The organism is Agromyces sp. PvR057, from assembly GCF_040547485.1.
GTDB lineage: Bacteria > Actinomycetota > Actinomycetes > Actinomycetales > Microbacteriaceae > Agromyces.
In genome coordinates this window covers 46,851-70,208 of record NZ_JBEPPT010000003.1, presented here as the reverse complement: position 1 = coordinate 70,208, position 23,358 = coordinate 46,851, and the positions used below count along the sequence as shown (strand labels likewise).

Below are 23,358 nucleotides of genomic sequence, written 5' to 3'. Positions count from 1 at the left end.
GGAGCCGCCGACGTAGGTTGCGGAGATGACCTCGCTCTGGCTCGCGCGCCCGCTCCCGATCGAGACCGACGACTCCCGCTCGTCGCCTCGCGTCTTCGACGAGATCGTCGTGGGCGCCGGGCTCACCGGCCTCGTCACGGCGGTGCTGCTCGCGCGGGCGGGTCGGCGCGTCGGGGTGCTCGAGGCGCGCGAGGTGGGCGCCGTGGCGACGGGCAACACGACCGCGAAGCTCAGCGTGCTGCAGGGCGCGCACCTGCAGCGGGTTCGGCGGCGCACCTCGGCCGCGGTGCTGCAGGCGTACGTCGACGCGAACCTGGCCGGGCAGGCGTGGCTGCTCGACTACCTCGCCGCACGCGGCGTGCCTGTTCAGCGACGCGACGCGGTGAGCTTCGCCGCGACGTCGGCCGGCCGCGACGCCGTCGAACGCGAGGCCGAGGTCGCGCGCGAGGCGGGCCTGCACGTGATGACCGACGTGGCCGACGACGTGCCGTTCCCCGTGCACGCGTCCGTGCGGCTGGCAGATCAGGCGCAGTTCGACCCGATGGAGGTGCTCGCCGCGCTCGCCGCGGAGCTCCGCACCCTCGGCGGCGTGATCCGCACCGGGGTGCGCATGACCGGCGCGCGGGTCGGCTCGCCGGTGCGCGTGCGCACGACCGGCGGCGAGTTCACGTGCGATCGGCTCGTCCTCGCGACCGGCACGCCGATCCTGGATCGCGGCCTCTCGTTCGCGAAGCTGCGCGCCGACCGCTCCTACGCCGCCGCGTACCGAACGGATGCCGCGCTGCCGCAGGCGATGTACCTCAGCGTGGACGCGCCGACGCGCTCGATCCGCACGGCACCCGATCCCGATCTCGACGCCGGTGCGGCCGAGCTGCTCCTCGTCGGCGGCTACGGGCACGAGGTGGGCCGGCATCCGTCGCCGCAGTCCCGGGTGGACGCGCTCGACGCATGGGCGCGCACGACGTGGCCGGATGCCTCGCTGACGCACCGCTGGAGCGCGCAGGACTACGAGACCCCGCAGGGCGTGCCGTTCGTCGGATGGCTGCCGCGCGGTCGCGGCCGGGTGTTCCTCGCGACCGGCTACGACAAGTGGGGCATGACGAACGCCGTGCAGTGCGGCATCACGCTCGCCGCCGACCTGCTCGGCGACCTGCCCGACTGGGCGCAGACGCTCCGGCACCGCTTCACGACGCCCGTCGCGATCGGCGTCGGCATCGGCATGAACGCGGCCGTCGCGAAGCACTACGCCGTGGGCTGGGGGCGGGCCCTCGCGCACCGGCTGCCGGAGCCGCCGCCGCGCGAGGGTGCGGGCGTCGTCGGACGCGCGGGGCTGGCCCCCGTGCCGACCGCCGTCTCGACCGTCGACGGGGTCACCTGCGAGGTCTCGGGCATCTGCCCGCATCTCGGCGCGGTGCTCTCGTGGAACGATGCCGAGCGCACCTGGGACTGCCCGGCCCACGCCTCGCGGTTCGCGAGCGACGGAACGCTGCTGGAGGGACCCGCGAAGCGCGACCTGCGGGTCCGCGGGGTCCAGGGCGCGACCGCGACCTCGATCGAGCCGCGAGACGTTCCGGTCGTCGCGTAGGGCCGCTCGTGGAGACCCGGCGACCGCGAACCGCGCACCGGTAGGCTCCCGGCATGGGTGCGCGCGTCGTGGTGGTCGGCTCGATCAACGTCGATTCGGTGGTGCGCGTCGATGCCCATCCGTCTCCGGGCGAGACGGTGCTCGGGCTCGGCGTCGAGCTGCTGCCGGGCGGCAAGGGCGCGAACCTCGCGGCCGGTGCCGCCGCGGCGGGCGCCGACGTGCAGCTGATCGGCCGGGTCGGCGACGACGACCTCGGCCGGCGCTACGTCGAACGCCTCGCCGAGCACGGCGTCGACGTGTCGGCCGTCTCGGTCGACGGCGAGCGGCCGACCGGCCAGGCGTTCATCACGGTCGCCGCGTCGGGCGAGAACAGCATCATCGTGATCGCGGGGGCGAACGGCGGTGTCGAGGCGGATGCCGCGGCGCACGCGATCCCCGATGACGCGGCCGTCGTGGTCGTCCAGCTCGAACTCGCGCCCGCCGTCGCCGAGGCGGTGCTGCGCCGTGCGCGGGCACTCGGCGCGCTCGCGGTGCTGAATCCGTCCCCTGTCTCGCCCGCGGCATCCGCCCTGCTCGAGCTGGCCGACGTCGTCATCGTGAACGAGCACGAGTGGGCCGCCCTCGGCGAGCCGGCCGACGCCTGCGTGACGCTCGGCGGGGCCGGGGCCCGATGGGGAGCGGCGCGCGTCGCGCCCGATCCGGTCGAGGCCGTCGACACCACGGGGGCCGGCGACGCGTTCGCCGGGGCCCTCGTCGCCCGTCTCGCCGCCGGCGCGACCCGGGAGGACGCCCTGCGCGACGCCGTCGCCGCCGGCGCGCGAGCGACCACGTACGCGGGAGCGCAGCCGTGGGGCTTCAGCGCGCCGGCGCCGCGCTCGTCCGACGCCCAGTAGCTCAGTGGCGGCACGGATGCCGCGGATCGGGCAGGAGCCTACGCTCGCAACCGGCCCGGCCGAATGGGCTCGGGTCGCCGAGAACGGAGGCATCATGAGTGAGCATGCGAACCGGGCCGAGTTCGAACCCGTCGTCGAGAAGTGGACCCTCGAGGGGCTCCGGGAGGCGAAGATCGGTCGAGCGAGCCGCGTCGGCGGGCTTTCGGCCTCACGACTGCGCGAGGTGCTGCGGGAGCGGCACGATCAGGTCATCGAGGGCCTGGACGCGCCCGTCATCTCGTTGTCGGCCAGGCACCCCTGGGTCGACGGCGGTCGCATCGACGTGTTCCAGCCCGGCCGATGGGACACCGAGTACGACCTCGTCTTCATGTCGTCGGACTTCGCGCCGAACTCCGCGTCGATCGGGTACGGCGCCGTCGTCGTTCCCTCCGACGGCACCTATCTCGTGGCCGTGCGATTCAGCGGTCACGAGACGACGCTCCGACTGAACGGCCCATGGGGCATCCAGACCGGGTTCTCGGCGACGACCTCGGACCACCCGACCCTGACGGCGGTCTGGACGGGTGCCGCCGGGGCGCACCTGAACTTCTCGTTCCTGTTCTCGGGCGGGATCATCGGCTACCTGGAGGCGATCGACATCCACCTGCTCAATTGAGGCGCGAGGTCGGTTCGAGCCGGTGCGGTCGGCCCGACCTCGCCTAGGGTGCCTGCACGAGCGCGGCATCCGAAGCCGTGACGAAGTCGAGCACGGCATCGAGGGTGACGTCGGCCCGCAGGATGCGGTTGTGCCCGAGTCCGTCGGTGGGCACGAGCCGGGTGCGGCCCGCGTTCGCGGCCACCAGCCTCGGCGCCTCGGCGAAGGGCACGCGCCGGTCGCCGCGGTCGTGCACGAGCAGGAGGGGCACGCCATCGGGCAGGGGGTGCGCGAGGGCCGAATAGCGCTCGAACGGGTCCTCGGCACCGCGGAAGAGCTTGCGGGCGAACCCGCCGGCGAGAGCCGAGCGTGTCGGGCCGTCGAGGCCGAGCAGGTCGCCGAACCCGTCGATGAACACGCGCGGGGTGCCTGCGCCGGCGACCGCGCCGATGCGCCGCACGTCGATGCCCTCGCCCGGGGCGAGGAGGGCCGCGAGCCCGCCGAACGAGTGGCCGATCACGGCGTGGAAGCGGCCGAGGCGCTGCTGCAGTGCCGCGAACACGTCGAGGTGGTCGACGAGGTACGTGCCGCGCCCGGCCGAGGCGCCGTTCGCGGGGGCGTCGAACGCGACGACCCGGAACCCCTCGCTGCGCAGCTCTCGCACGAGCGTCGCGAACACGCTCGCCCGCGACTGCCAACCGTGCGCGAGCACGATCGTGTCGGGTCCGCCGCCCCACTCGTAGGTGACGACGTCGACGCCCGACCCGCGGATGCCGGGGATGCGCACGCTGCCGCGCCTGGCCTCGAGGTGCGTCGCGGCATCCGCGGGTGACACGGCGACTCGGGGGCCGACCCGCGTGAACAGGGGGAGCGCGAGTCGCGCGCCGAGCTCGGGCGAGAGTGAGGATGCGAGGCGGATGCCCCCGGCCACCGCCCGCAAGGCGAGGGGCGCCGAGGGTGGGGCGCCCGCCGGGGCGACGGTCGCGCGGACGGCGGGGGTCGACGCGGTGTCGGATGCCGGTGCGGTCACGGGTTGCCTCCAAGAAACTCTCCGAACGTTCGTACGTAGAGTATACGAACGTTCGTGCGTAAACTGCAAGCATGACGATGATCGACGGCAGACGGGCCCGCGGCGACGCCTCGCGGCGTCTCGTGCTCGCGCACGCCGCCGACCTCGCCTCGATGGAGGGCCTCGACGGCCTCTCGATCGGGCGACTCGCCGCCGAGGCCGAGGTGAGCAAGAGCGGCATCGCGACGCTCTTCGGGTCGAAGGAGCAGCTGCAGCTCGCCACCGTCGCCGCAGCGGCAGAGCGGTTCGCCGCGGCCGTGATCGAGCCCGCACGCGTGCAGCCACGCGGCATCCGTCGCCTGACCGCGCTGCTCGACCGCGTCGTCGCCTACTCGGAGGACCGCGTCTTTCCTGGCGGATGCTTCTTCTCGGCCAGCGCGGCCGACTTCCACTCCAAGCCGGGCGCCGTGCGCGACGCCCTCGCCGACCAGCTCGAGAACTGGCTCGGCTACCTCGCGGCATCCGCCCGCTTCGCGGTCGAGCAGGGCGAGCTGCCCGGTCTCGACGACCCCGACCAGCTCGCGTTCGAACTGCAGGGCACCTTCGAGTGGATGAACCTGATGGCCGTCATCCGCGAGGCCGACAGCGCCGTGCACTACGGGCGCGCCCGTAAGGCCTACCATGGGCGTCTCATCGCGTACGGGGGCGATCCGGCGATCGCCGAGCTCGTGCTCGAGCCCGGCGCCGCGCTGCGTTAGCCCTCCGCAGGATCCTCGGCCACGAGCGCGAGCGTCGTGTCACCGCACGGCACGACGAGCTGGCCGCCGGGCAGCTGCGTCGCCTGCGCCGAGTGCTCCTCGTGCAGGGGCGCGAGCGCGGCCGAGAGGCCGTCGAGGCGCAGGAGCGCACCGGTCGCCCGACGCGAGTCGGTCGAGGCGAGGATGCGCCCCGACGCGTTCACGAGCGTGCCGTTGCCGTTCCACTCGCGCAGCACCGGGAGCAGCTCGCGCTCGAGCCTGGCGACGTAGGCGTCGGCGCCGACCACGCCGATCATCTCGCCGTCGGCGACGACCGGCGTCGTGATGGTGACCGTGTAGTCGTCGGTGCAGAGGTAGTCGACGTACGGGCCCGTGAGGTGACGTCGCCCCGTGCGCTCGGGCACGCGCCACCACTCGAGGGTCGTGTAGTCGCGGAACTGCTCGGAGTCGGGGTCGCTCACCGCATCGAGGCGGCGAAGCACCGCGGTGCCGGGCGAGCCGAAGGTGTTGGCGCTGCTCAGCCACCAGGCCAGGTGCCACTGCGCGTCGCGGAGGTAGCCGGGCGCGGCCACGAAGCCGGCGCCCGTGATGAGGGTGCCGTCGCGTTCGAGCTCGCCACCCACGAGCGCCTCGATCACGGGGTCGAGCGTCTCGGCCGCCGCCTCGGACGAGCCGGTGAGGGCGCCGGCGAACGGGCCGGAGAGCTCGGTCTCGAGCACGCCGCGCCATCCGTCGACCATGGCGAGCACGGGCTCGATGGTCGAGGCGATCTGCTTCGAGATGTGCTCGGCCGCGAGATCGAGGGTGGTGCTCACGCGGGTGGTCCTTCCGCTGGGTCCGCGACGGATGATGCTGCGCCGCCGGCGGGGTGCGCGGCCAGGTCGATGCGCGTCTTCTCGTCGATCAGCCACTGCACCGCACCGGCGATGTGCTCGGTGGTCGCGCGTCGTGCACGTTCGGGTTGCACGTCGCGGATCGCCTGGATCACGTCGAGCCGCGCGATGCGGCTGCGGTCACGAGCATCCTCCTCCCGCAGGCACATCCAAAGCAAGGGTCCCGCCTCGGCCTGCAGCCGGAGCTCCTCCTGCACGAGGCGGGGGGACTGGCTGATCGCAGCCACCTCGAGGTGGAACCGGCCCACCGCCCTGCGGGCTCCGCCGGCCGTCGCGAGGTCGGCCCTGGCGTCGATGTCGGCGAGGCTCGCGAGGTCGTCGTCGCTCGCCCGATCGGCGGCGACCTCGGCGGCCATGCCCGCGATCGCGGCGTAGTGCAGCGACAGGTCGCGCAGCTCCACGCGGCTGAGCGAGCGCAGCCGGGACTCCACGAGCCGGGTCGTGGCGTCGGGGTCGAACGTGACGAAGCTGCCGCCGTCGCGACCGCGCCGGGTGTGCACGAGGCCGTTCTCGCGCAGGGAGACCAGCGCCTCGCGTGCGGTGACGACGGCGACTCCGAGGCTCCGCGCGAGATCGGACTCGCTCGGCAGCCGCTCGCCATCGCGCAGCACGCCGGCGACGATCGCGTCGGTGATGCGCTGTTCGACGAGTGCGGCGCGTCCGGCGCCCTCGAGCGGGGCGAAGACCACGGCTCGGGTCGCGTCGGTGCGGCCGGCTGCGTGCGGCATCCGCCCTCCCGGGATCCGATTCGAAGACTGTGACATGACCGTAACACGCGGGTCTGGACGCAGACATCTGGATTCATATGATTTAGTACACGCCTCGCGAAGGAGCAACGCATGACCGACAGCCAGCCGGCGATCAGGCTGACCGGACTCACCAAGGAGTTCGGCGCCGTGACCGCCGTCGACCACGTCGACCTCGAGATCGCGGCCGGGGAGTTCTTCTCGATGCTCGGCCCATCGGGCTCGGGCAAGACCACGGTGCTGCGCCTCATCGCCGGGTTCGAGCAGCCCACCGACGGCACCATCGAGCTCTTCGGCGAAGACGTCACCAAGCGCGCCCCGTTCGATCGCGACGTCAACACCGTGTTCCAGGACTACGCACTGTTCCCGCACATGAGCGTGCTCGACAACGTCGCCTACGGACTCCGGGTACGCGGCATCGGCAGGAAGGAGCGCGCCGAACGCGCCCGCCGGGCGCTCGCCTCGGTGCGGCTCGAGCAGATGGGCGACCGCAAGCCGTCGCAGCTCTCGGGCGGCCAGCGCCAGCGCGTCGCGCTCGCCCGTGCGACCGTCGTCGAGCCCAAGGTGCTGCTGCTGGACGAACCGCTCGGCGCCCTCGACCTCAAGCTCCGCGAGCAGATGCAGGTCGAGCTCAAGCAGATCCAGCGCGACCTCGGCATCACCTTCATCTTCGTCACGCACGACCAGGAGGAGGCGCTCACCCTCTCCGACCGGGTCGCCGTGTTCAACGACGGCCGCATCGAGCAGCTGGGCACCCCGGCCGAGCTCTACGAGCGGCCGGGATCGAGGTTCGTCGCCGGCTTCGTCGGCACGTCCAACATGTTCGACGACGCACGCTCGCAGGCGCTCCTCGGCCGAGGCGGGGAGCACTCCGTGCGCCCCGAGAAGCTCGTCGTCACCGCCGAGCCCGAGGTCGGCGACGGGGTTCGCAGCGCGCCGGGCACCGTGGTCGAGGTCATCTACCTCGGCAGCGGCATCCGCACCGTCGTCGACCTCGATGCCGGCCTCCGCATCACCGTGCTCGCCCAGAACGACCGCCACGCGCTCGCCGCCGGCGATCGCGGCGATCGCGTGCACGTGAGCTGGCACGCCGCCGACGTCGTCGAGCTGGCGCCGACGGCTCCGCCCCGAGAAGCGGATGCCGCGGCATCCGTCGCCTGAACCGCACCGCAGACCAGCACCAAGCACCGCACCCAGCACCACCTGCAGTCCCACACAGAAGGAGAGAACCATGAAGCGCATTCCGCACACGGCCCGCCGTGGCGCGGTCGTCGGCCTCGCGATCACCTCGGTCGCGTTGCTCACGGCCTGCGGCACCTCGAGCGGCTCCGGCGACTCGGGCGGCGAGGCGGCGACCGAGCTCGGCGACTACGAGGGCCAGGTCTCGATCCTCGCGTGGCCCGGCTACGTCGAGGACGGCTCGAACGACCCCGACGTCGACTGGGTCACCCCCTTCGTCGAGGAGACCGGCTGCGAGGTCACGACCAAGACGTTCGGCACGTCCGATGAGGCGCTGAACCTCATGAAGACGGGCGACTACGACGTCGTCTCCGCCTCTGGCGACGCCTCGTTGCGCCTCGTCGCCGCGGGCGACGTCGCACCCGTGAACACCGACCTCATCCCGAACTACGAGGGCATCTACCCGTTCCTCAAGGACCAGTCCTGGAACTCGGTCGACGGCGTCCCCTATGGAGTGCCGCACGGTTACGGCGCCAACCTGCTGATGTACAACACGGACGTGTTCCCGACGGCGCCCACCTCGTGGAGCGTCGTGTTCGACGAGGCCTCCGCGAACGCGGGCAAGGTCACCGCCTACGACTCGCCCATCTACATCGCGGATGCCGCGGTCTACCTCATGGCCCACGAACCCGACCTCGGCATCGAGAACCCCTACGCCCTCGACGAGGAGCAGCTCGCCGCGGCCGTCGACCTCTTGAAGACGCAGCGCGAGAGCATCGGCGAGTACTGGTCCGACTACCTCAAGGAGATCCAGGCCTTCACGACCGGCGACTCGGTCGTCGGCACGAGCTGGCAGGTCATCGAGAACGTGCTCGAGGGCGAAGGCGCGGCGACCGACGTCGTGCTGCCCGAAGAGGGCGCGACCGGATGGTCCGACACCTGGATGATCGCCTCCGAGGCGAAGAACCCGAACTGCGCCTACGCGTGGCTCGACTACATCGCCAGCCCCGAGGCCAACGCCGCCGCGACCTCGTACTTCGGCGAGGCCCCCTCGTCGGATGCCGCGTGCGACTTCCGCGACGACTGCGAGGCGTACCACGCGGGTGACGCCGACTACGCGTCGCAGATCTGGTACTGGTCGACCCCGATCGAGAAGTGCCTCGACGGTCGTACGGATGTCACGTGCACCGACTACGCCGCATGGACGGCCGCGTGGCAGGAGATCAAGGGCTGATGACCCAGGCCCTCGTGGAGTCCCGTCCGCGTCGCTCAGCGGCGCGGGCGGGCTCCGCCTTCCTCTCGACCCATCCGCGCACGCGGTTGGCGCTGCTGCTGGCAGCACCCCTGTTCTGGCTCGTGGTGGTCTACATCGTCGCGCTCGCGCTGCTGCTCGTCACGGCCTTCTGGTCGGTCGACAGCTTCACGGGCGAGATCACGACCGAGTTCACCCTCGACAACATCATCGAGGTCGTCACCGGCTCGCTGTACCAGACGGTGACCCTGCGCACGGTCGGCGTCGCGCTCGCCGTGACGCTCATCGACGTGCTGCTCGCGCTGCCGATCGCGTTCTTCATGGCCAAGGTCGCGTCGCCGCGCATGCAGCGCGTGCTCGTGATCCTCGTGCTCACGCCGCTCTGGGCGTCGTACCTCGTGAAGGCGTACGCCTGGCGCTCGGTGCTCTCGCAGGACGGCATCCTCGAGTGGCTGCTCGCGCCGTTCGGCGGGCACACGCCCGGCTACGGGCTCCCGGCGACGATCATCACGCTGTCGTACCTGTGGCTGCCCTACGTGATCCTGCCGATCTACGCCGGGCTCGAGCGCGTGCCGGACTCGCTGCTCGAGGCGTCCGGCGACCTCGGCGGCAGGTCGTGGTCGACGCTGCGCCTCGTGGTCTTCCCGCTCATCCTGCCCGCGATCATCGCGGGCACGATCTTCAGCTTCTCGCTCTCGCTCGGCGACTACATCACCGTGAACATCGTCGGCGGCGCGAACCAGATGCTCGGCAACCTCGTGTACACGAACGTGGGCGCCGCGAACAACCTCCCGCTGGCGTCCGCGATCGCGCTCATCCCGATCGTGATCATCTTCGGCTACCTGTTCCTCGTGCGCCGCACCGGCGCGCTCGACAACCTCTAAGGCAGACGGATGCGCCTCTCCCGCCCCGCTCGCGTCACGCTCGGCGTCATCACCGCGATCATCCTCGTGGTGGTCTACGTTCCGCTGTTCGTCGTGCTCGTGAACTCGTTCTCGACGTCGACCTCGCTGACCTGGCCGCCGCCCGGATTCACGTTCGAGTGGTGGACGAAGGCGTTCCAGAGCGCCGGTGCGCTCGAGGCGGTGCTCACGAGCGTGCAGGTCGCCATCGTCGCGACGATCATCGCGCTCGTGCTCGGCACGCTCATCTCGATCGCGCTGCAGCGCTTCGAGTTCTTCGGGCGCGACGCGATCAGCCTGCTCGTGATCCTGCCGATCGCGCTGCCCGGCATCATCACCGGCATCGCGCTGAACAACTTCTTCCGCACGATCATGGGCGTGCCGCTCTCGGTCTGGACCGTCGTCATCGCGCACGCCACGTTCTGCATCGTCACGGTCTTCAACAACGTCATCGCGCGCCTGCGGCGGCAGGGCACGAACCTCGAGGAGGCCTCGGCCGACCTCGGCGCCGGCGTGTGGACGACGTTCCGGCTCGTGACGTTCCCGCAGCTGCGATCGGCGCTCCTCGCCGGAGGCCTGCTCGCGTTCGCGCTCTCGTTCGATGAGATCATCGTGACCACGTTCACCGCGGGCTCAGGCGTCACGACGCTGCCCATCTTCATCCTGAACAACATGTTCCGGCCGAACCAGGCGCCCATCGTCTCGGTCATCGCCGTGGTGCTCGTGCTCGTGTCGATCATCCCGATCTACATCGCGCAGAAGCTGTCGGGCCCGGCCGAGCAGAAGCGGTAGCCGTCGCCGATCGGATGCCGCGGGCGGGCGTCGGGGGCTCCGGATAGGGTCGGCGGGTGCAGACCTTCCGAGCCGCAGACGGCACCGACCTCGCCTTCAGCACCATCGGCGCCGCCGGCTCCGAGCGGCCGCCGGTGCTCCTCGTGCCCGGCGGTCCGTGCCGCGGCGTCGACTACCTCGAGAATCTCGCGGGCGCCGGCTCCGATCGCCCGATCGTCGTGCTGCACCCGCGGGGCACGCCGACTTCCGGCGGGCGCTCGAACGGCTGGTGGGCCGACGCCGACGACCTGATCGCGCTCGCCGACCACCTCGGGCTCGAGCGGGTCGACGTGATCGGCCACTCCGCCGGCACCCGGCTCGTGCTCGCGGCCGCTGCGCAGTCCCCCGATCGGCTGCGGCGGCTCGCGCTCGTCACGCCGGCGGCAGCGTGGCTCACGGATGCCGCGTGGGACGGCGATGCGATCGGCGGTCGCCGCGGCGACCCCGCGGTGATCGCGGCGCTCGAGTCGCTCACCGGAGCCCAGCCCGTCGATCAACGGCAGTGGGATGCCGCCCGTGCTGTTGAGGCACCCGCCGGATACGCGCACTGGACCGCCCGCGAACGCGCCCACAGCACCGTCGGCGGCTGGGAGCTCGAGGCCGTCGAGGCGTGGTTCACGGGTGTGCCGGATGACGCGTCGGCCCGGATCCTCGCGGCCCCCCGCATCCCGACCCTCGTGATCGGCGGCGACGCCGACATCCTCTCGGGGGTCGCGCCGGTGGCGGCCTACGCCGACGTGCTCGGCGCGGAACTGCGGATGATCCCGGACTGCGGCCACTACCCGTGGGTGGAGCAGCCCGAGGCGTTCCGGGCCGAGCTCGACGGGTGGCTCGAAGGCTGAGCACGCCCTCCCCGCGCGTCGAGGAGAGGGGCCGTCCCGCGGCATCCGCTGCTATCGGTTGACCCAGTGCGTCGAGAGGTAGTGCGCCACGGCCGCTCGGGCGTCGGCAGGATCGAGGCGCGCGTCGCGCCGGGCGCCTGCTCGCGGCATCCGCACGGCCCGAAGGAACGCGACGGTCGCGAGCCGGGCGCGGGCGAACAGGTCGAGGGTGCGCGCCCGGTGGCGCGGAAGCCGCGCGGCGAGGTCGGCGCACACCTGCGCAACGGGCATCGGTTCGGTCGTCGCGGCGGTGCAGGTCATGTCGGAGGTCCCTTCGTCGGGCGCGGTCGGAGGTCGGTCAGCGGGCGGCGGTCGCGGGCACCGGGGCCTCGATGAGGAGGGCGATGCCCACCCCCGCGAGCAGGGCGGCCGTGGCCCGTCGCTGCCAGGCGAGCCACGCGGGGCGTCGGCGCAGGAACGCGGCGATCGCACCGGCGCCGACGATGAGGAGCGCGTTCACGACGAGGCTGACGGCGATCTGCACCCCGCCGAGGAGGAAGCCCTGGGCGATGACGGCGCCGTGGGCGGGCACGATGAACTGGGGGATGAGCGCGACGTACATGATCGCGGCCTTCGGGTTCAGCAGGTTGGTGGCCAGACCCATCGAGAACAGGCGCGCCCTCGAGTCGCGCGCGAGGTCGCGAACCTCGAAGAGTCCGGCGCCTCCGCCCGCCACGGCCCGGAACGCGAGGAAGAGCAGGTAGAGCGCGCCGGCGACCTTGAGCCCGGTGTACAGCCAGGGCACGACGACGAACACCGCCGCGAGCCCGAGGTTGGCCATCGTCATGTAGACCACGAAGCCGAGGGCCGTGCCGCCGAGCGAGACGAGCCCCGCCACCGACCCCTGCGAGAGGCTCCGCGAGACCAGGTAGATCATGTTCGGCCCCGGCGTGAGCACCATCGCGAGCGCGACGAGGGCGATGCCCAGCACCGCACCCGATTCCACCGGCATGGCGACCTCCGTTCGGTCGCGCGAGCTGCGGAGAGCGGATGCCTCCTGCCGCGCGTGCGACCACCTTGGTACACTCGCGGCAGATCTTGCAAAGTGTCACACGACACTTCGTGCTTCCGTCGACCTGGAGGGCCCATGCGCGTCTCGTCGGACTGGACGCCGCGACTCGCGGGTGCCGCGGGCCCGACCTCCGAGCGACTGGTCTCGGCGCTCGCCGAGGACATCCTCGACGGCGTCGTCGCCGAGGGCGAGCGCCTGCCCGCCCATCGGGCCCTGGCCGAGGAGCTCGGCGTCGCGCTCGGCACCGTGACCAAGGCCTATGCCGAGCTGGGCCTGCGCGGACTCGTGCGCGGCACGCACGGCCGTGGCACCTTCGTGAGCTACCGTGCCGAGCCCGCGTCGGGCAGCGTCGACCTCGCGATGAACATGCCCCCGCGCATGCTGTCCGACCGGGTGATCGCCGATGCGCTGGCCGCGAGCGCCGGCCGGGTCGACGCCGAGGTGCTCTCGGCCTGCGGGCCGCCGGGGGGCCGCCTCGAGTACCGCCGCACGGCGGCCGCCTGGCTCGCCTCCACCGGGCTCGAGATCCCCGCCGAGGAGTTGGTGCTCGCCCACGGCGCCCAGCAGGGCATCGCCGCGGTGCTCATGGCGGTCTCGCCGCCCGGCCGACCCGTGGCGGTCTACACCGAGGAGGTCACGTTCCACGGCGCGCTGAGCTACGCTCGGCTGGCCGGGCACCCGGTGCACGGCGTGCCCATCGACCGGCAGGGCCTGCGGCCCGACCTGCTCGACCGCATGCTGTCGGCGGACGCACGAACCCGCGGCAGCGGCATCCGCCCCGTGATCTACGTCACGCCGACCCTGCAGAACCCGACGGGTGCCACGATGTGCGCGTCGCGTCGTCGCGAGCTCGTGCGCGTCGCACGTGCGCACGACGCCCTGATCATCGAGGACGACGTCTACGCGGTCTCCGAGGAACGGCTGGCCCCGGCGCTCGTCTCACTCGCCCCAGAGCGCACGTTCTACGTCAGCAGCGCGTCGAAGGCGTTGAGCCCCGCCATCCGGCTGGGCATGGTCAAGCCGCCCTGCGCCTTCCGCCCGCGGGTCGCCGACGCGGTGCGGGCGCTCGGCCTGCCCGTGTCGCCGCTGATCTGCGTGCTGCTCGACGAGCTCGTGAGCGCGGGCATCGCCTCGACCGTGCGCGCCTCGATCCGCGACGAGGGGGCCCGCCGCACCGAGATGGCGCGCGAGCAGTTCGGGTCGGCCCTGTTCCTCGCGCCGAAGACGGGCTATCACGTGTTCCTGCCGATGGCGCCGGACCGCGCCCGGGCGCTCGCGGCCTCAGCGCAGGACGCGGGAGTGCTGCTGGCCGATCCCGACACGATGATGGCCGACCTGCGTCAGCGCGCGGGCGGGGTGCGGCTCAGCCTCGGCGCGCCGTCGATCTCGGAGCTCGCTCGCGGGCTCTCGATCGTGCACGGTCTCAGTGCGCCTGCGGGGGCAGCACGGAGATGACGGGGTGGTCCTTGGCGATGACGCCGACCTTGGCGGCGCCGCCGGGCGAGCCGAGGTCGTCGAAGAACTCGACGTTGGCCTTGTAGTAGTCGGCCCATTCGTCGGGGAGGTCGTCTTCGTAGTAGATGGCCTCGACGGGGCAGACGGGTTCGCAGGCGCCGCAGTCGACGCATTCGTCGGGGTGGATGTAGAGCGAGCGCTCACCCTCGTAGATGCAGTCGACCGGGCACTCGTCGATGCAGGCGCGGTCCTTGACGTCGACGCACGGCAGCGCGATGACGTACGTCACGAGACGACCAGCGACCCGTCGCGCGAGATCTCGACCTGCTCGTCGCGGGGAACGACCTTCACGCGCTCGCGGACGACCTCGCCGTAGTGATCGGGAGCCTCGAACGCCTCGCCGAGCGAGCGCTCGTGCGCGTCGAGCGTGAGCCAGCCGTTCCACGTCGTGTACGCCACGTCGCGGGAGTCGAGCAGCGCGAAGATCTCCTCGCCGTCGGCCGCGTCGACGAGGGCCGCCGGGAGCGAGCCCGCCGCGGCATCCGCGACCAGGTTCGTGATGGTCTCGAGCGCGTCGCCCTTGGTGTGGCCGATGAGGCCGACGGGGCCGCGCTTGATCCAGCCGGTCGCGTAGACGCCGGGCAGGTGGGCGCCGGAGGCATCGGTCACGCGGCCGCCCTCGTTGGGGATGACGGCCTTGCGCTCATCGAACGGCACGCCGTCGATCGGCGAGCTCGCGTAGCCGACGGCCCGGTAGATCGCCTGCACGGGGATCTCGGTGAACTCGCCGGTGCCCTCGACCGAGCCGTCGCCGACGGGCCGGGTGAGCTCGAAGCGCACGGCCTCGACGGCGTCGGTGCCGAGCACCTCGACGGGGGCGTGCAGGAAGTGCAGGTGCAGGCGACGCGACGCGGTGTACTCGTGGCCGGCGGGCTTGCGCCATCCGTTGAGCGTGCGCGTCATGACCTTGACCTGGTTGTTCGACGCGAACAGCTGCTCGGCGTGCGGGTCGTTCGCGGCGCGCTCGAAGTCGTCGTCGTAGACGATGACGTCGACGTCGGGCACCTCGCCGAGCTCGCGCAGCTCGATGGGCGTGAACTTCACGTGCCCGGGGCCGCGGCGGCCGAAGACGTGCACGTCGGTGACGGGAGAGGCCTCGAGGCCTTCGACGACGTTCGCCGGGACATCCGTCGTCAGCAGGTCCTTCGGGTGCTTCGCGAGCACGCGGGCGACGTCGAGCGCGACGTTGCCGTTGCCGATGACGGCGATCGATTGCGCCTCGAGCGGCCAGGTGCGGGGCACGTCGGGGTGGCCGTCGTACCAGGCGACGAAGTCCGCGGCGCCGTACGAGCCGGGCAGGTCGATGCCGGGGATGTCGAGCGGGGCGTCGCGCAGCGCGCCGGTGGCGAAGATGACCGCGTCGTAGCGTTCCTGCAGTTCGGCGACCGTGACGTCGCGGCCGACCTCGACGTTGCCGATGAGCCGGATCGTGCCCGCGTCGAGCATCTCGTGCAGCGAGTTGACGATGCCCTTGATGCGGGGGTGGTCGGGCGCCACGCCGTAGCGGATCAGGCCGTACGGCGCCGGAAGCGACTCGTACAGGTCGATCGCGACCTCTCCGCCGGCCTCGGTGACCTGGCGGTTCAGGATGTTGCCGGCGTAGATGCCGGCCGGGCCGGCGCCGATGATCGCGACGCGGAGGGAGAGGGTCATGTCTGCGTGGTCTTTCGGTCAGCTGAGGCCTGGGCCTCGGGGGAGGTGGTCGCGATCGGCGTGCCGGCCGCGGACGTGATGGCTTCTGGTGCGTAGGGGCTCAGGGTCACCACGTCGCCGACGACGACGACTGCGGGCGAGCGGATGCCGCGGCGGGCCGCCTGCAGTGCGATCGTGTCGAGCGTACCCACTGTGACACGCTGACCTGAGCCGTAGCCGTCTTCGATGATCGCCACGGGGCATTCGCCGCCGCGTTCGCCGCGGGACAGGGTGATCGCGGAGTTCGCGAGCGTGCCGACGCCCATGAGCAGCACGACCGTGTGGTCGCGGCCGCCGCCCAGTGACTGGATCTGGTCGTGCCCGGTGACGACGGTGAACGTGGTGGCGAGACCGCGGTGCGTGAGCGGGATGCCCGCGATCGCCGGAACCGAGATCGCGCTCGTGATGCCGGGCACCACTTCGACGGCGATGCCGGCCTCCTGGCAGAAGGCGAGCTCCTCGCCGCCGCGACCGAAGATGAACGGGTCGCCGCCCTTGAGGCGCACGACCTGCTTGCCGTCGCGGGCGAGCGACACGAGCAGCGCGTTGATCGCGTCCTGCGGCACCGCGTGGTGGCCCGGGAGCTTGCCCACGTCGACGACCTCCGGCGTGAGGAGCACGCCCTCGGCGGCGAGCCCGTCGAGCACCGAGCGTGCGCCGAGCCGGTCGGCGACGATGACGTCGGCGGCCTCGAGCGCCCGCAGGCCGCGGATGGTGAGCAGTCCGGCATCGCCGGGGCCGGCGCCGACGAGCGTCACGCGTCCGGTCTCGGGGCGCGGGCGGGCGGCGGCGACGTGCGCCGTGAGGGATCCGTCGGGAGTGGGGCGGGTGCTCATGCCAGCCCTCCGGCGATCACCGCGGTGACGACGATCGCGGCCGCGAGCACGAGTCCGCCGACGACGCCCGCGATCGCCCGCGTGCGGGCTCTGGCGTCGACGCTCATACGGAGACCCACGCGGCGGCGGCCTCGGCCTCGGCGACGGCCTCGGGGGAGGCGTGCGGCGCCTCGGTCACGATGCCGGCCGCGAGCGTGGAGCCCGACTGCGGGTCGATCACGAGGAACGCCCCCGCCCGCCGGTGCGTCGAGTACTCCTCGACGGGCAGCTCGGCGGCGAGCCGCACGCGCACCTGGCCGATGTCGTTGATCTCGAGGGCACCGGCCGGTTCGAGGGCGAGCGTGTCGAGGTCGCGGCGCCCGACGATGTCGGTGACGAGCGCCTGCACCGTGCTGGTGCCCGACTTCACGAGCACGCGGGCTCCGGGGCGCAGCGGCGTGGCGCCGAGCCAGAACACCGAGGCGTCGAGCTCGCGGCGCGGGGTGGGCAGTGCGCCCTCGGCGACGATGACGGCACCGCGCGCGGCGTCGAGCTGGTCGGCCAGACGCAGCGAGACCGAGCGAGGGGCGGATGCCGCGTCGACCGTCGTGGACCCCGCGTCGATGCCCGTGACGGTCGTCGTCGCGCCGCCCGGGAACACCTGCACCCGGTCTCCGACGCGCACCGTTCCGGAGGCGATGCGCCCGGCGAACGCCCGGTAGTCGCGGAACGCCTCGGCGTCGGCGACGTCGTGCGCCAGCGCGCCCTGCGGACGGATCACGAGCTGCACCGGCATGCGCAGCGCCTCGAACTCGGTCTCGAGCTCGTCGAGCGACGGCAGGGTCTCGAGCAGCTCGAGCAGGCTCGGGCCGTCGTACCAGGGCGTGTTCGCCGACCGGTCGACGATGTTGTCGCCCGCGAGCGCCGAGACCGGGATCACATGCGTGTCGGCAAGTCCGAGTTCGCGCGCGAGCGCGGCGACATCCGAGGCCACCGTGTCGTAGGCCTGCTGCGAGTAGTCGAGCAGGTCGATCTTGTTGACCGCGATGATCACGTGCGGCACGCGCAGCAGCGCGACGACCGCGAGGTGCCGACGGGTCTGCTCGAGCACGCCGTTGCGCGCGTCGACGAGCACGACGACCGCGTCGGCCGTGGTCGCGCCCGTGACCATGTTGCGCGTGTACTGCACGTGGCCGGGGCAGTCGGCGAGGATGAACGAGCGCCGGCCCGTCGAGAAGTAGCGGTAGGCGACGTCGATCGTGATGCCCTGCTCGCGCTCGGCGCGCAGGCCGTCGGTGAGCAGCGCGAAGTCGATCGCGCCCGGCTCGCCGCCGAAGCCGCGCTCGGCGCTCGTGCGCGCGACCGACTCGAGCTGGTCGGCGAGGATCGCCTTGGAGTCGTGCAGCAGGCGGCCCACGAGCGTGGACTTGCCGTCGTCGACCGAGCCGGCAGTGGCGAAGCGGAGCAGTGCGCCCATCAGAAGTACCCGTCCTTCTTTCGGTCCTCCATGGCGGCCTCCGAGATGCGGTCGTCGGCGCGCGTAGCGCCGCGCTCGGTCAGCGTCGAGAGGGCGATCTCGCGCACCACGTCGGCGACGGATGCCGCGTCGGACTCGACCGCGCCGGTGCAGCTCATGTCGCCCACCGTTCGATAGCGCACGATGCGCCGCTCGACCGTCTCGTCGGCCCGCGCGGGGGACACGTCGGAGATCGCGCGCCACATGCCGTCGCGGAGGTAGACCTCGCGCTCGTGCGCGTAGTAGAGCGGCGGAAGCTCGATGCCCTCGCGCTCGATGTAGCGCCACACGTCGAGCTCGGTCCAGTTCGAGATGGGGAAGGCTCGCACGTGCTGGCCGACCGTGTGGCGGCCGTTGTAGAGGTCCCAGAGCTCGGGGCGCTGGTTGCGCGGGTCCCACTGGCCGAACTCGTCGCGGAGGCTCAGGATGCGCTCCTTGGCGCGCGCCTTGTCCTCATCGCGACGTGCGCCGCCGAAGACCGCGTCGTGCCGGCCCGCGGCGATGCCGTCGAGGAGCGGCTGCGTCTGCAGCGGGTTGCGGGTGCCGTCGGCGCGCTCGGCCAGGCGGCCGTCGTCGAGGTAGTCCTGCACGGATGCCACCTCAAGCCGCAGTCCGAGGCGCTCGACCGTGCGGTCGCGGAACTCGATGACCTCGGGGAAGTTGTGGCCCGTGTCGACGTGCAGCACCGGGAACGGCACCTTGGCCGGCCAGAACGCCTTCGCGGCGAGGTGCAGCACGAGCACGGAGTCCTTGCCGCCCGAGAACAGCAGCACGGGGCGCTCGAACTCGGCCACGACCTCGCGGATGATGTGGATCGCCTCGGCCTCGAGGGCGTCGAGGGAGTCGATGCCGGTCTCGACCGAGATGGTGTCGATGGCGCTCATACGTGCAACCCGCATTCCGTCTTGTCGAGGCCCGCCCAGCGACCGGCCCGAGGATCCTCGCCCTCGGCGACCTGCCGGGTGCACGGCTCGCAGCCGATCGACGGGTAGCCCTGGGTCAGCAGGTCGTTCACGGGCACGCCGAAGGCGCTCGAGTAGTCGATCAGGTCGTCGAAGCTCCAGGCCGCGACCGGGTTGACCTTGACCAGCCCGTTGCGTTCGTCGAACGTCACGAGCGGGGTGTTCGTGCGGGTGGGCGCCTCGTCGCGTCGCACGCCCGTGAACCACAGCTCGTAGCCGGTGAGCGCCTCGTGCAGCGGTGCGACCTTGCGCATCGCACAGCACTCGGCGGCGTCGCGCGCGAACAGGTCGAGCCCGTACTTCGCGTTCTGCTCGGGCACCGTGAGCTCGGGCAGCACGTCGACCACGCGCACGTCGAGCGCCGCGGCGACCCGGTCGCGCGTCTCGTAGGTCTTCGTGAAGTGGTAGCCGGTGTCGAGGAAGAGCACGTCGACGCCCGGCAGCGACTGGGCCACGACGTGCGGCAGCACGGCGTCGGCCATCGAGCAGGCGACGGCCGCGGCATCCGTGTCGAAGTTGCGCGCGACCCAGGCGACGACCTCGTAGGCGGATGCCTCGTCGGACGCGAGGCTGCGGAGTTCGCGGTCGCCCTGCTCGGCCAGGTCGCGGAGCTCGTCGTGCGTGCGCAGCGCCGTGGCGCGCGGGGCGAGGGAGACGCTCATCGGAGCACCTCCTCTTCGGCGCGGTGCGCCCATTCGGCGAACGTCTCGTCGGCCACGGCGTCGCGATCGTCGAGGAATCGCTTGACGACGCGCTCGACGTACTCGGCGATGCCGTCGGCCTCGACCTTGAGCCCGCGCACGGTGCGGCCGAGGCCCGCCTCTTCACGGTCGGCCGTCGCGAGTCCGCCGCCGAGGTGCACCTGGTAGCCGGGCACCTGCTCGCCGTCGTCGTTCATGACGAGCTGGCCCTTGAGGCCGATGTCGGCGGTCTGGATGCGCGCGCACGAGTTCGGGCAGCCGTTGACGTGCAGGCTGATCGGGTGCGGCAGGTCGAAGCCGTCGAGCGTGCGCTCGAGGTCGAGCACGGCGGCCGTGGCGAACGCCTTCGTCTCGACGATCGCGAGCTTGCAGAACTCGATGCCGGTGCAGGCGATCGTGCCGCGGCGGATGAGGCTCGGGCGCGCCGAGAGACCGAGTTCGTCGAGGCCCGTGATGAGGGACTCGACCCGGTCTTCGGGGATGTCGAGGATCACGAGCTTCTGGTGCGGCGTGGTGCGCAGGCGAGCCGAGCCGTGCGCTTCGACGAGGTCGGCGAGCTTGACGAGCGTCGGGCCCGAGACCCGGCCCACGATCGGCGTGGCGCCGACGTAGAAGCGGCCGTCCTTCTGGCGGTGCACGCCCACGTGGTCACCGTGCGCGAGTGGCTTCGGCGCGGCGGGGCCGTCGGGAAGGGGAGACTCGAGGTACTCGGTCTCGAGCACCTGGCGGAACTTCTCGGTGCCCCAGTCGGCGAGCAGGAACTTCAGGCGCGCCTTGTTGCGCAGCCGCCGGTAGCCGTAGTCGCGGAAGATCTGGGCGACGCCGTGCCAGGCCTCGGCCACGCGCTCGGGGGCGACGAACACGCCGAGGCGCTCGGCGAGGCGCGGCGCGGTCGAGAGGCCGCCGCCGACCCAGAGGTCGTAGCCGATGCCGAGCTCGGGGTGCTGCACCGCGACGAACGCGACGTCGTTGATCTCGTGCACCACGTCTTGACTCGGGTGGCCCGTGATCGCGGTCTTGAACTTGCGGGGCAGGTTCGCGAGCGTCGGGTCGCCGATGAACCGGCCCGTGATCTCGTCGATCTGCGCGGTCGGGTCGATGAGCTCGTCGGCGGCGATGCCCGCGACGGGCGAACCGAGCACGACGCGCGGCACGTCGCCGCACGCCTCGGTCGTGCCGAGGCCGACGGCCTCGAGGCGACGCCAGATCTCGGGCACGTCCTCGACGCGGATCCAGTGCAGCTGCACGTTCTGGCGGTCGGTGAGGTCGGCGGTGTCGCGGCCGAAGTCGATCGAGATCTGCCCGATCACGCGCAACTGCTCGGTCGTGAGCTGGCCGCCGTCGATGCGCACGCGCAGCATGAAGTACTCGTCTTCGAGCTCGTGCGGCTCGAGGGTCGCGGTGCGCCCGCCGTCGATGCCCGGCTTGCGCTGCGTGTAGAGGCCCCACACGCGGAACCGGCCGTGCAGGTCGGTCGGATCGATCGAGGCGAAACCGCCCTTGGAGTAGAGGTTCTCGATGCGGCCGCGCACGCTCAGGCCGTCGTCGACCTGCTTCCACTCCTCGTTGCCGTTGAGCGGGGCGGTGCCGTCGATCTTCCACTGGCCGTTCGGACGGGTCGAGGGACGCGGGCCGGCGACCCGGCGGGCGGGGCGCTCTGCGGGCGCGGTGGCCGCGGCAGGCGTGCCGGGCTCGGCGGCGCGGGTGGTCGCGACCGGGTCGGTCGTGACATCCGTCGTCGGGGTCGTCACAGGCTCCTCCTTCCGTCGGCCGCGCGGGGTGCGCTCATGGTGCCGTCGTTCGAAGCTAGGCGAGCGGCCTGAGGGCCGACAGGCGCGCGCGTCACGTCCGGTCACGTCGTGACGTATTGCGTCACAGTGGGCGAGAACTCTTGCGCTCGTGCCGCTTTCAGGCCGACTGGGCGGATGCCGCGTCGTACCGGTCGAGCACGATCTCGACGAGCTCGGCGGGGGCCGGGGCATCGGCGAGGAGCAGCGGCTGCGCGACGATGTCGGCGCCGGCCGCGCGGGCGAGATCGTCGAAGTAGCCGGGCGCGAGGAGGTAGTTGGCGACGACGACACGGGGCGCCGCGGCATCCGTCGCCCGATTCGAGCGACGCACGCCGGGAAGCCCGGGGATGTCGGAGACGCCGGGGAGGCCGAGCGGGCCGCCCGGCACGTCGAGCGCCCGCGCGACGACGGCGTCGGCCCGCGCCGCGGCGACCGCGTCGGGCAATGACGGCTCCGCAGCGGAGAGGAATCCGACCGACACCCGGCGACCGGATGCCGCGGCCAGGCGTGCGGTCATGTCGTGGCAGTCGTCGACGGCCCGGCGATCGCTCGAACCGGCCACCGCGAGCACGACGGCGTCGTCGTCGCGGATGCCGGCCTCGTCGAGGCGGCGGATGAGCACGGTGACGAGCCGGTCGTCGGGACCGAGGGCGCCGCCCAGCACGACCTCGCGCGCGGTCTCGGCCTCGACGGCCTCGGCGAGGTCGACGTGCACGTGGTAGCCGGCCGAGAGCAGCAGCGGCACGACGACCGCCGGTTCGCCCTCGCCGAGGGTCGCCAGCGTCGCCGGGACGTCGGGTTGCTCGACGTCGACGTGGCCGAGGCGCAGCGAGGGCGTCGCCGAGGTGCCCGCGCGTCGTGCGAGCGCGTCGCCGAGCGCATCGCGGAGTCCGCGCACGGCCGCGCGTCCCTGCTCGGAGCTGGTGCCGTGCGAGACGGCGACGAGGGCGGGCGTTCCTGCGGGCATGCGCCCATGCTCGCACAGGCCGTGTTTCGGCGATGCGACGCCGGCACGCGGCATCCGCTCGCCTGATCTCGGGGGTGGGCTCAGGCCGCCGCGCGCAGCCGCTCGACGACCTCGTCCATGGCGCGCCCGACGAGCCGCGGCATGTCGATGGCATCGGGGTCGAGCAGCCACTGCACCTGCAGGCCGTCCATGACCGCGATCAGGCCCGACGCCGAGTCGCGCAGCTCCTGCTCGTCGGTGTTGCCGGAGACCTCGCCGAGCACGCCCGCGATCTTCGTGCGGAGGCCCTCGGTGCGGCTCTGGAAGTAGTCGTGGGCGGGATGCCCGTCGGTCACCGATTCGCCGGAGAGCACCGAGTACGCCTGCACGACGCCTCGTCGGTGCGTGTTCTCCTCGACGGTGTCGACGAGGTGCTGCAGGAACGCCGGGCCCTCGACCTGGGCGCGCTCGGGGATGCCGGCGACCTCCTCGCCGTCGCGGTACTTCAGCATCGCGACGAGCAGCCCCTCCTTCGAGCCGAAGTGGTGCAGCACCCCCGCATGCGTCATGCCCGCCTGCTCGGCGACCTCGACGAGGGCGCCCTTGTTGTAGCCGCGGGCGCCGAAGACGTTCATGGCGGCCTTCAGCACCGCCTCGCGGCGTTCGGTCGTGCGCGCCTGAGGGCGCTGCACGCGCTCGGCCGCGGGCTTCGAAGCCCCGGCTCGCGTTGTGTCCACCACGGATGTTTCCTTCCTCGCGCAGCGCCGACTCGCGGCATCCGCTCCTGTGCAGGATGCCGCGTGCGGCGTCGCATGTCGAGTGCAGCACTCGATGTTCGGGTCTCTC

At 72.2% G+C, this 23,358-nt stretch carries 24 protein-coding genes; 10 read left to right on the top strand and 14 right to left on the bottom strand.

Annotated elements, in window-relative coordinates:
* Window positions 1–25 precede the first annotated feature (25 nt).
* The 3 genes from ABIC29_RS13015 to ABIC29_RS13005 all read left to right on the top strand — a co-directional run bounded on the left by ABIC29_RS13015 (window position 26) and on the right by ABIC29_RS13005 (window position 3,133).
* Entirely contained in the window at window positions 26–1,585 is a 1,560-nt protein-coding gene (locus tag ABIC29_RS13015; protein WP_354245980.1) for an FAD-dependent oxidoreductase, read from the top strand.
* A gap of 53 nt (window positions 1,586–1,638) precedes the next feature.
* A complete protein-coding gene (locus ABIC29_RS13010; RefSeq protein WP_354245977.1) occupies window positions 1,639–2,478 on the top strand; it encodes a PfkB family carbohydrate kinase in 840 nt (279 codons plus the stop codon).
* Between the two features lie 94 nt (window positions 2,479–2,572).
* Window positions 2,573–3,133: a hypothetical protein gene (locus tag ABIC29_RS13005; RefSeq protein ID WP_147309076.1), complete on the top strand. Its 561-nt coding sequence runs from the start codon at window positions 2,573–2,575 to the stop codon at window positions 3,131–3,133.
* A gap of 43 nt (window positions 3,134–3,176) precedes the next feature.
* On the opposite strand, the gene ABIC29_RS13000 is transcribed toward ABIC29_RS13005, so the two are convergent.
* A complete protein-coding gene (locus ABIC29_RS13000; protein ID WP_354245974.1) occupies window positions 3,177–4,142 on the bottom strand; it encodes an alpha/beta hydrolase family protein in 966 nt (321 codons plus the stop codon).
* A 71-nt stretch (window positions 4,143–4,213) separates the two neighbouring features.
* On the opposite strand from ABIC29_RS13000, the gene ABIC29_RS12995 reads away from it, so the two are divergent.
* On the top strand, window positions 4,214–4,879 hold the full coding sequence (locus tag ABIC29_RS12995) for a TetR/AcrR family transcriptional regulator (protein WP_354245971.1): 666 nt from the start codon (window positions 4,214–4,216) through the stop codon (window positions 4,877–4,879).
* On the opposite strand, the gene ABIC29_RS12990 is transcribed toward ABIC29_RS12995, so the two are convergent.
* Together ABIC29_RS12990 and ABIC29_RS12985 are read right to left on the bottom strand one after the other, a co-directional pair.
* Window positions 4,876–5,694 carry a PDC sensor domain-containing protein gene (locus tag ABIC29_RS12990; protein ID WP_116079996.1) on the bottom strand — a complete coding sequence of 273 codons (819 nt, stop codon included), beginning with the start codon at window positions 5,692–5,694 and terminating at the stop codon, window positions 4,876–4,878. The genes ABIC29_RS12995 and ABIC29_RS12990 overlap by 4 nt on opposite strands.
* Window positions 5,691–6,500, bottom strand: coding sequence for a FadR/GntR family transcriptional regulator (locus ABIC29_RS12985; protein WP_116079995.1), 810 nt, complete (start codon window positions 6,498–6,500; stop codon window positions 5,691–5,693). The genes ABIC29_RS12990 and ABIC29_RS12985 overlap by 4 nt, the downstream gene beginning before the upstream one ends.
* A gap of 111 nt (window positions 6,501–6,611) precedes the next feature.
* Between ABIC29_RS12985 and ABIC29_RS12980 the strand changes: the two genes are divergently transcribed.
* The 5 genes from ABIC29_RS12980 to ABIC29_RS12960 all read left to right on the top strand — a co-directional run bounded on the left by ABIC29_RS12980 (window position 6,612) and on the right by ABIC29_RS12960 (window position 11,524).
* Window positions 6,612–7,679: an ABC transporter ATP-binding protein gene (locus ABIC29_RS12980; RefSeq protein WP_354245967.1), complete on the top strand. Its 1,068-nt coding sequence runs from the start codon at window positions 6,612–6,614 to the stop codon at window positions 7,677–7,679.
* A gap of 70 nt (window positions 7,680–7,749) precedes the next feature.
* Window positions 7,750–8,931 carry an ABC transporter substrate-binding protein gene (locus ABIC29_RS12975; protein ID WP_116079993.1) on the top strand — a complete coding sequence of 394 codons (1,182 nt, stop codon included), beginning with the start codon at window positions 7,750–7,752 and terminating at the stop codon, window positions 8,929–8,931.
* Entirely contained in the window at window positions 8,931–9,833 is a 903-nt protein-coding gene (locus ABIC29_RS12970) for an ABC transporter permease (protein ID WP_116079992.1), read from the top strand. Before ABIC29_RS12975 ends, ABIC29_RS12970 begins: the two co-directional genes overlap by 1 nt.
* Before the next feature lie 9 nt (window positions 9,834–9,842).
* Window positions 9,843–10,643, top strand: a complete 801-nt coding sequence (locus tag ABIC29_RS12965; RefSeq protein ID WP_354245963.1) for an ABC transporter permease — start codon at window positions 9,843–9,845, stop codon at window positions 10,641–10,643.
* Window positions 10,644–10,699: 56 nt separating this feature from the next.
* On the top strand, window positions 10,700–11,524 hold the full coding sequence (locus tag ABIC29_RS12960) for an alpha/beta fold hydrolase (protein ID WP_354245960.1): 825 nt from the start codon (window positions 10,700–10,702) through the stop codon (window positions 11,522–11,524).
* Window positions 11,525–11,575: 51 nt separating this feature from the next.
* Here ABIC29_RS12960 and ABIC29_RS12955 read toward each other — a convergent pair whose 3' ends face one another.
* Both ABIC29_RS12955 and ABIC29_RS12950 read right to left on the bottom strand, forming a co-directional pair.
* A complete protein-coding gene (locus tag ABIC29_RS12955) occupies window positions 11,576–11,824 on the bottom strand; it encodes a hypothetical protein (protein ID WP_116079990.1) in 249 nt (82 codons plus the stop codon).
* 37 nt (window positions 11,825–11,861) lie between these two features.
* Window positions 11,862–12,515 (bottom strand): LysE family translocator, encoded by a 654-nt coding sequence (locus tag ABIC29_RS12950; RefSeq protein ID WP_199471155.1) that lies wholly within the window; start codon window positions 12,513–12,515, stop codon window positions 11,862–11,864.
* A gap of 135 nt (window positions 12,516–12,650) precedes the next feature.
* On the opposite strand from ABIC29_RS12950, the gene ABIC29_RS12945 reads away from it, so the two are divergent.
* On the top strand, window positions 12,651–14,030 hold the full coding sequence (locus tag ABIC29_RS12945) for an aminotransferase-like domain-containing protein (RefSeq protein ID WP_354245956.1): 1,380 nt from the start codon (window positions 12,651–12,653) through the stop codon (window positions 14,028–14,030).
* Here the strand turns inward: ABIC29_RS12945 and fdxA are convergent.
* The 9 genes from fdxA to ABIC29_RS12900 form a co-directional block, all read right to left on the bottom strand.
* Window positions 13,999–14,319 (bottom strand): ferredoxin, encoded by a 321-nt coding sequence (fdxA, locus tag ABIC29_RS12940; protein ID WP_055853876.1) that lies wholly within the window; start codon window positions 14,317–14,319, stop codon window positions 13,999–14,001. The two genes, ABIC29_RS12945 and fdxA, sit on opposite strands and share 32 nt — an antisense overlap.
* On the bottom strand, window positions 14,316–15,743 hold the full coding sequence (locus ABIC29_RS12935; protein ID WP_354245953.1) for an FAD-dependent oxidoreductase: 1,428 nt from the start codon (window positions 15,741–15,743) through the stop codon (window positions 14,316–14,318). Before ABIC29_RS12935 ends, fdxA begins: the two co-directional genes overlap by 4 nt.
* The gene (cobA, locus tag ABIC29_RS12930) at window positions 15,740–16,618 is read right to left on the bottom strand and encodes a uroporphyrinogen-III C-methyltransferase (protein WP_354245950.1); all 879 of its coding nucleotides are present in this window, start codon (window positions 16,616–16,618) and stop codon (window positions 15,740–15,742) included. Before cobA ends, ABIC29_RS12935 begins: the two co-directional genes overlap by 4 nt.
* A gap of 103 nt (window positions 16,619–16,721) precedes the next feature.
* Complete coding sequence (locus ABIC29_RS12925; RefSeq protein ID WP_354245947.1) at window positions 16,722–18,074, bottom strand: sulfate adenylyltransferase subunit 1; 1,353 nt, start codon at window positions 18,072–18,074, stop codon at window positions 16,722–16,724.
* On the bottom strand, window positions 18,074–18,997 hold the full coding sequence (gene cysD / locus ABIC29_RS12920; RefSeq protein WP_354245944.1) for a sulfate adenylyltransferase subunit CysD: 924 nt from the start codon (window positions 18,995–18,997) through the stop codon (window positions 18,074–18,076). The genes ABIC29_RS12925 and cysD overlap by 1 nt, the downstream gene beginning before the upstream one ends.
* Window positions 18,994–19,737, bottom strand: a complete 744-nt coding sequence (locus ABIC29_RS12915) for a phosphoadenylyl-sulfate reductase (protein WP_116079984.1) — start codon at window positions 19,735–19,737, stop codon at window positions 18,994–18,996. Before ABIC29_RS12915 ends, cysD begins: the two co-directional genes overlap by 4 nt.
* Window positions 19,734–21,527, bottom strand: coding sequence for a nitrite/sulfite reductase (locus tag ABIC29_RS12910; protein ID WP_116079983.1), 1,794 nt, complete (start codon window positions 21,525–21,527; stop codon window positions 19,734–19,736). Before ABIC29_RS12910 ends, ABIC29_RS12915 begins: the two co-directional genes overlap by 4 nt.
* A gap of 157 nt (window positions 21,528–21,684) precedes the next feature.
* The gene (locus ABIC29_RS12905; protein WP_354245940.1) at window positions 21,685–22,533 is read right to left on the bottom strand and encodes a sirohydrochlorin chelatase; all 849 of its coding nucleotides are present in this window, start codon (window positions 22,531–22,533) and stop codon (window positions 21,685–21,687) included.
* Window positions 22,534–22,613: 80 nt separating this feature from the next.
* Entirely contained in the window at window positions 22,614–23,252 is a 639-nt protein-coding gene (locus ABIC29_RS12900) for a TetR/AcrR family transcriptional regulator (protein WP_158551703.1), read from the bottom strand.
* Window positions 23,253–23,358: the final 106 nt, after the last annotated feature.

Bases quoted from the DNA above. Each gene is read 5' to 3' on its own strand.
- ABIC29_RS13015 (WP_354245980.1), top strand. From the start codon at position 26: ATGACCTCGCTCTGGCTCGCGCGCCCGCTCCCGATCGAGACCGACGAC.
- ABIC29_RS13010 (WP_354245977.1), top strand. From the start codon at position 1,639: ATGGGTGCGCGCGTCGTGGTGGTCGGCTCGATCAACGTCGATTCGGTG.
- ABIC29_RS13005 (WP_147309076.1), top strand. From the start codon at position 2,573: ATGAGTGAGCATGCGAACCGGGCCGAGTTCGAACCCGTCGTCGAGAAG.
- ABIC29_RS12995 (WP_354245971.1), top strand. From the start codon at position 4,214: ATGACGATGATCGACGGCAGACGGGCCCGCGGCGACGCCTCGCGGCGT.
- ABIC29_RS12985 (WP_116079995.1), bottom strand. From the start codon at position 6,500: ATGCCGCACGCAGCCGGCCGCACCGACGCGACCCGAGCCGTGGTCTTC.
- ABIC29_RS12980 (WP_354245967.1), top strand. From the start codon at position 6,612: ATGACCGACAGCCAGCCGGCGATCAGGCTGACCGGACTCACCAAGGAG.
- ABIC29_RS12975 (WP_116079993.1), top strand. From the start codon at position 7,750: ATGAAGCGCATTCCGCACACGGCCCGCCGTGGCGCGGTCGTCGGCCTC.
- ABIC29_RS12970 (WP_116079992.1), top strand. From the start codon at position 8,931: ATGACCCAGGCCCTCGTGGAGTCCCGTCCGCGTCGCTCAGCGGCGCGG.
- ABIC29_RS12965 (WP_354245963.1), top strand. From the start codon at position 9,843: ATGCGCCTCTCCCGCCCCGCTCGCGTCACGCTCGGCGTCATCACCGCG.
- ABIC29_RS12955 (WP_116079990.1), bottom strand. From the start codon at position 11,824: ATGACCTGCACCGCCGCGACGACCGAACCGATGCCCGTTGCGCAGGTG.
- ABIC29_RS12950 (WP_199471155.1), bottom strand. From the start codon at position 12,515: ATGCCGGTGGAATCGGGTGCGGTGCTGGGCATCGCCCTCGTCGCGCTC.
- ABIC29_RS12945 (WP_354245956.1), top strand. From the start codon at position 12,651: ATGCGCGTCTCGTCGGACTGGACGCCGCGACTCGCGGGTGCCGCGGGC.
- ABIC29_RS12935 (WP_354245953.1), bottom strand. From the start codon at position 15,743: ATGACCCTCTCCCTCCGCGTCGCGATCATCGGCGCCGGCCCGGCCGGC.
- cobA (WP_354245950.1), bottom strand. From the start codon at position 16,618: ATGAGCACCCGCCCCACTCCCGACGGATCCCTCACGGCGCACGTCGCC.
- ABIC29_RS12925 (WP_354245947.1), bottom strand. From the start codon at position 18,074: ATGGGCGCACTGCTCCGCTTCGCCACTGCCGGCTCGGTCGACGACGGC.
- cysD (WP_354245944.1), bottom strand. From the start codon at position 18,997: ATGAGCGCCATCGACACCATCTCGGTCGAGACCGGCATCGACTCCCTC.
- ABIC29_RS12915 (WP_116079984.1), bottom strand. From the start codon at position 19,737: ATGAGCGTCTCCCTCGCCCCGCGCGCCACGGCGCTGCGCACGCACGAC.
- ABIC29_RS12905 (WP_354245940.1), bottom strand. From the start codon at position 22,533: ATGCCCGCAGGAACGCCCGCCCTCGTCGCCGTCTCGCACGGCACCAGC.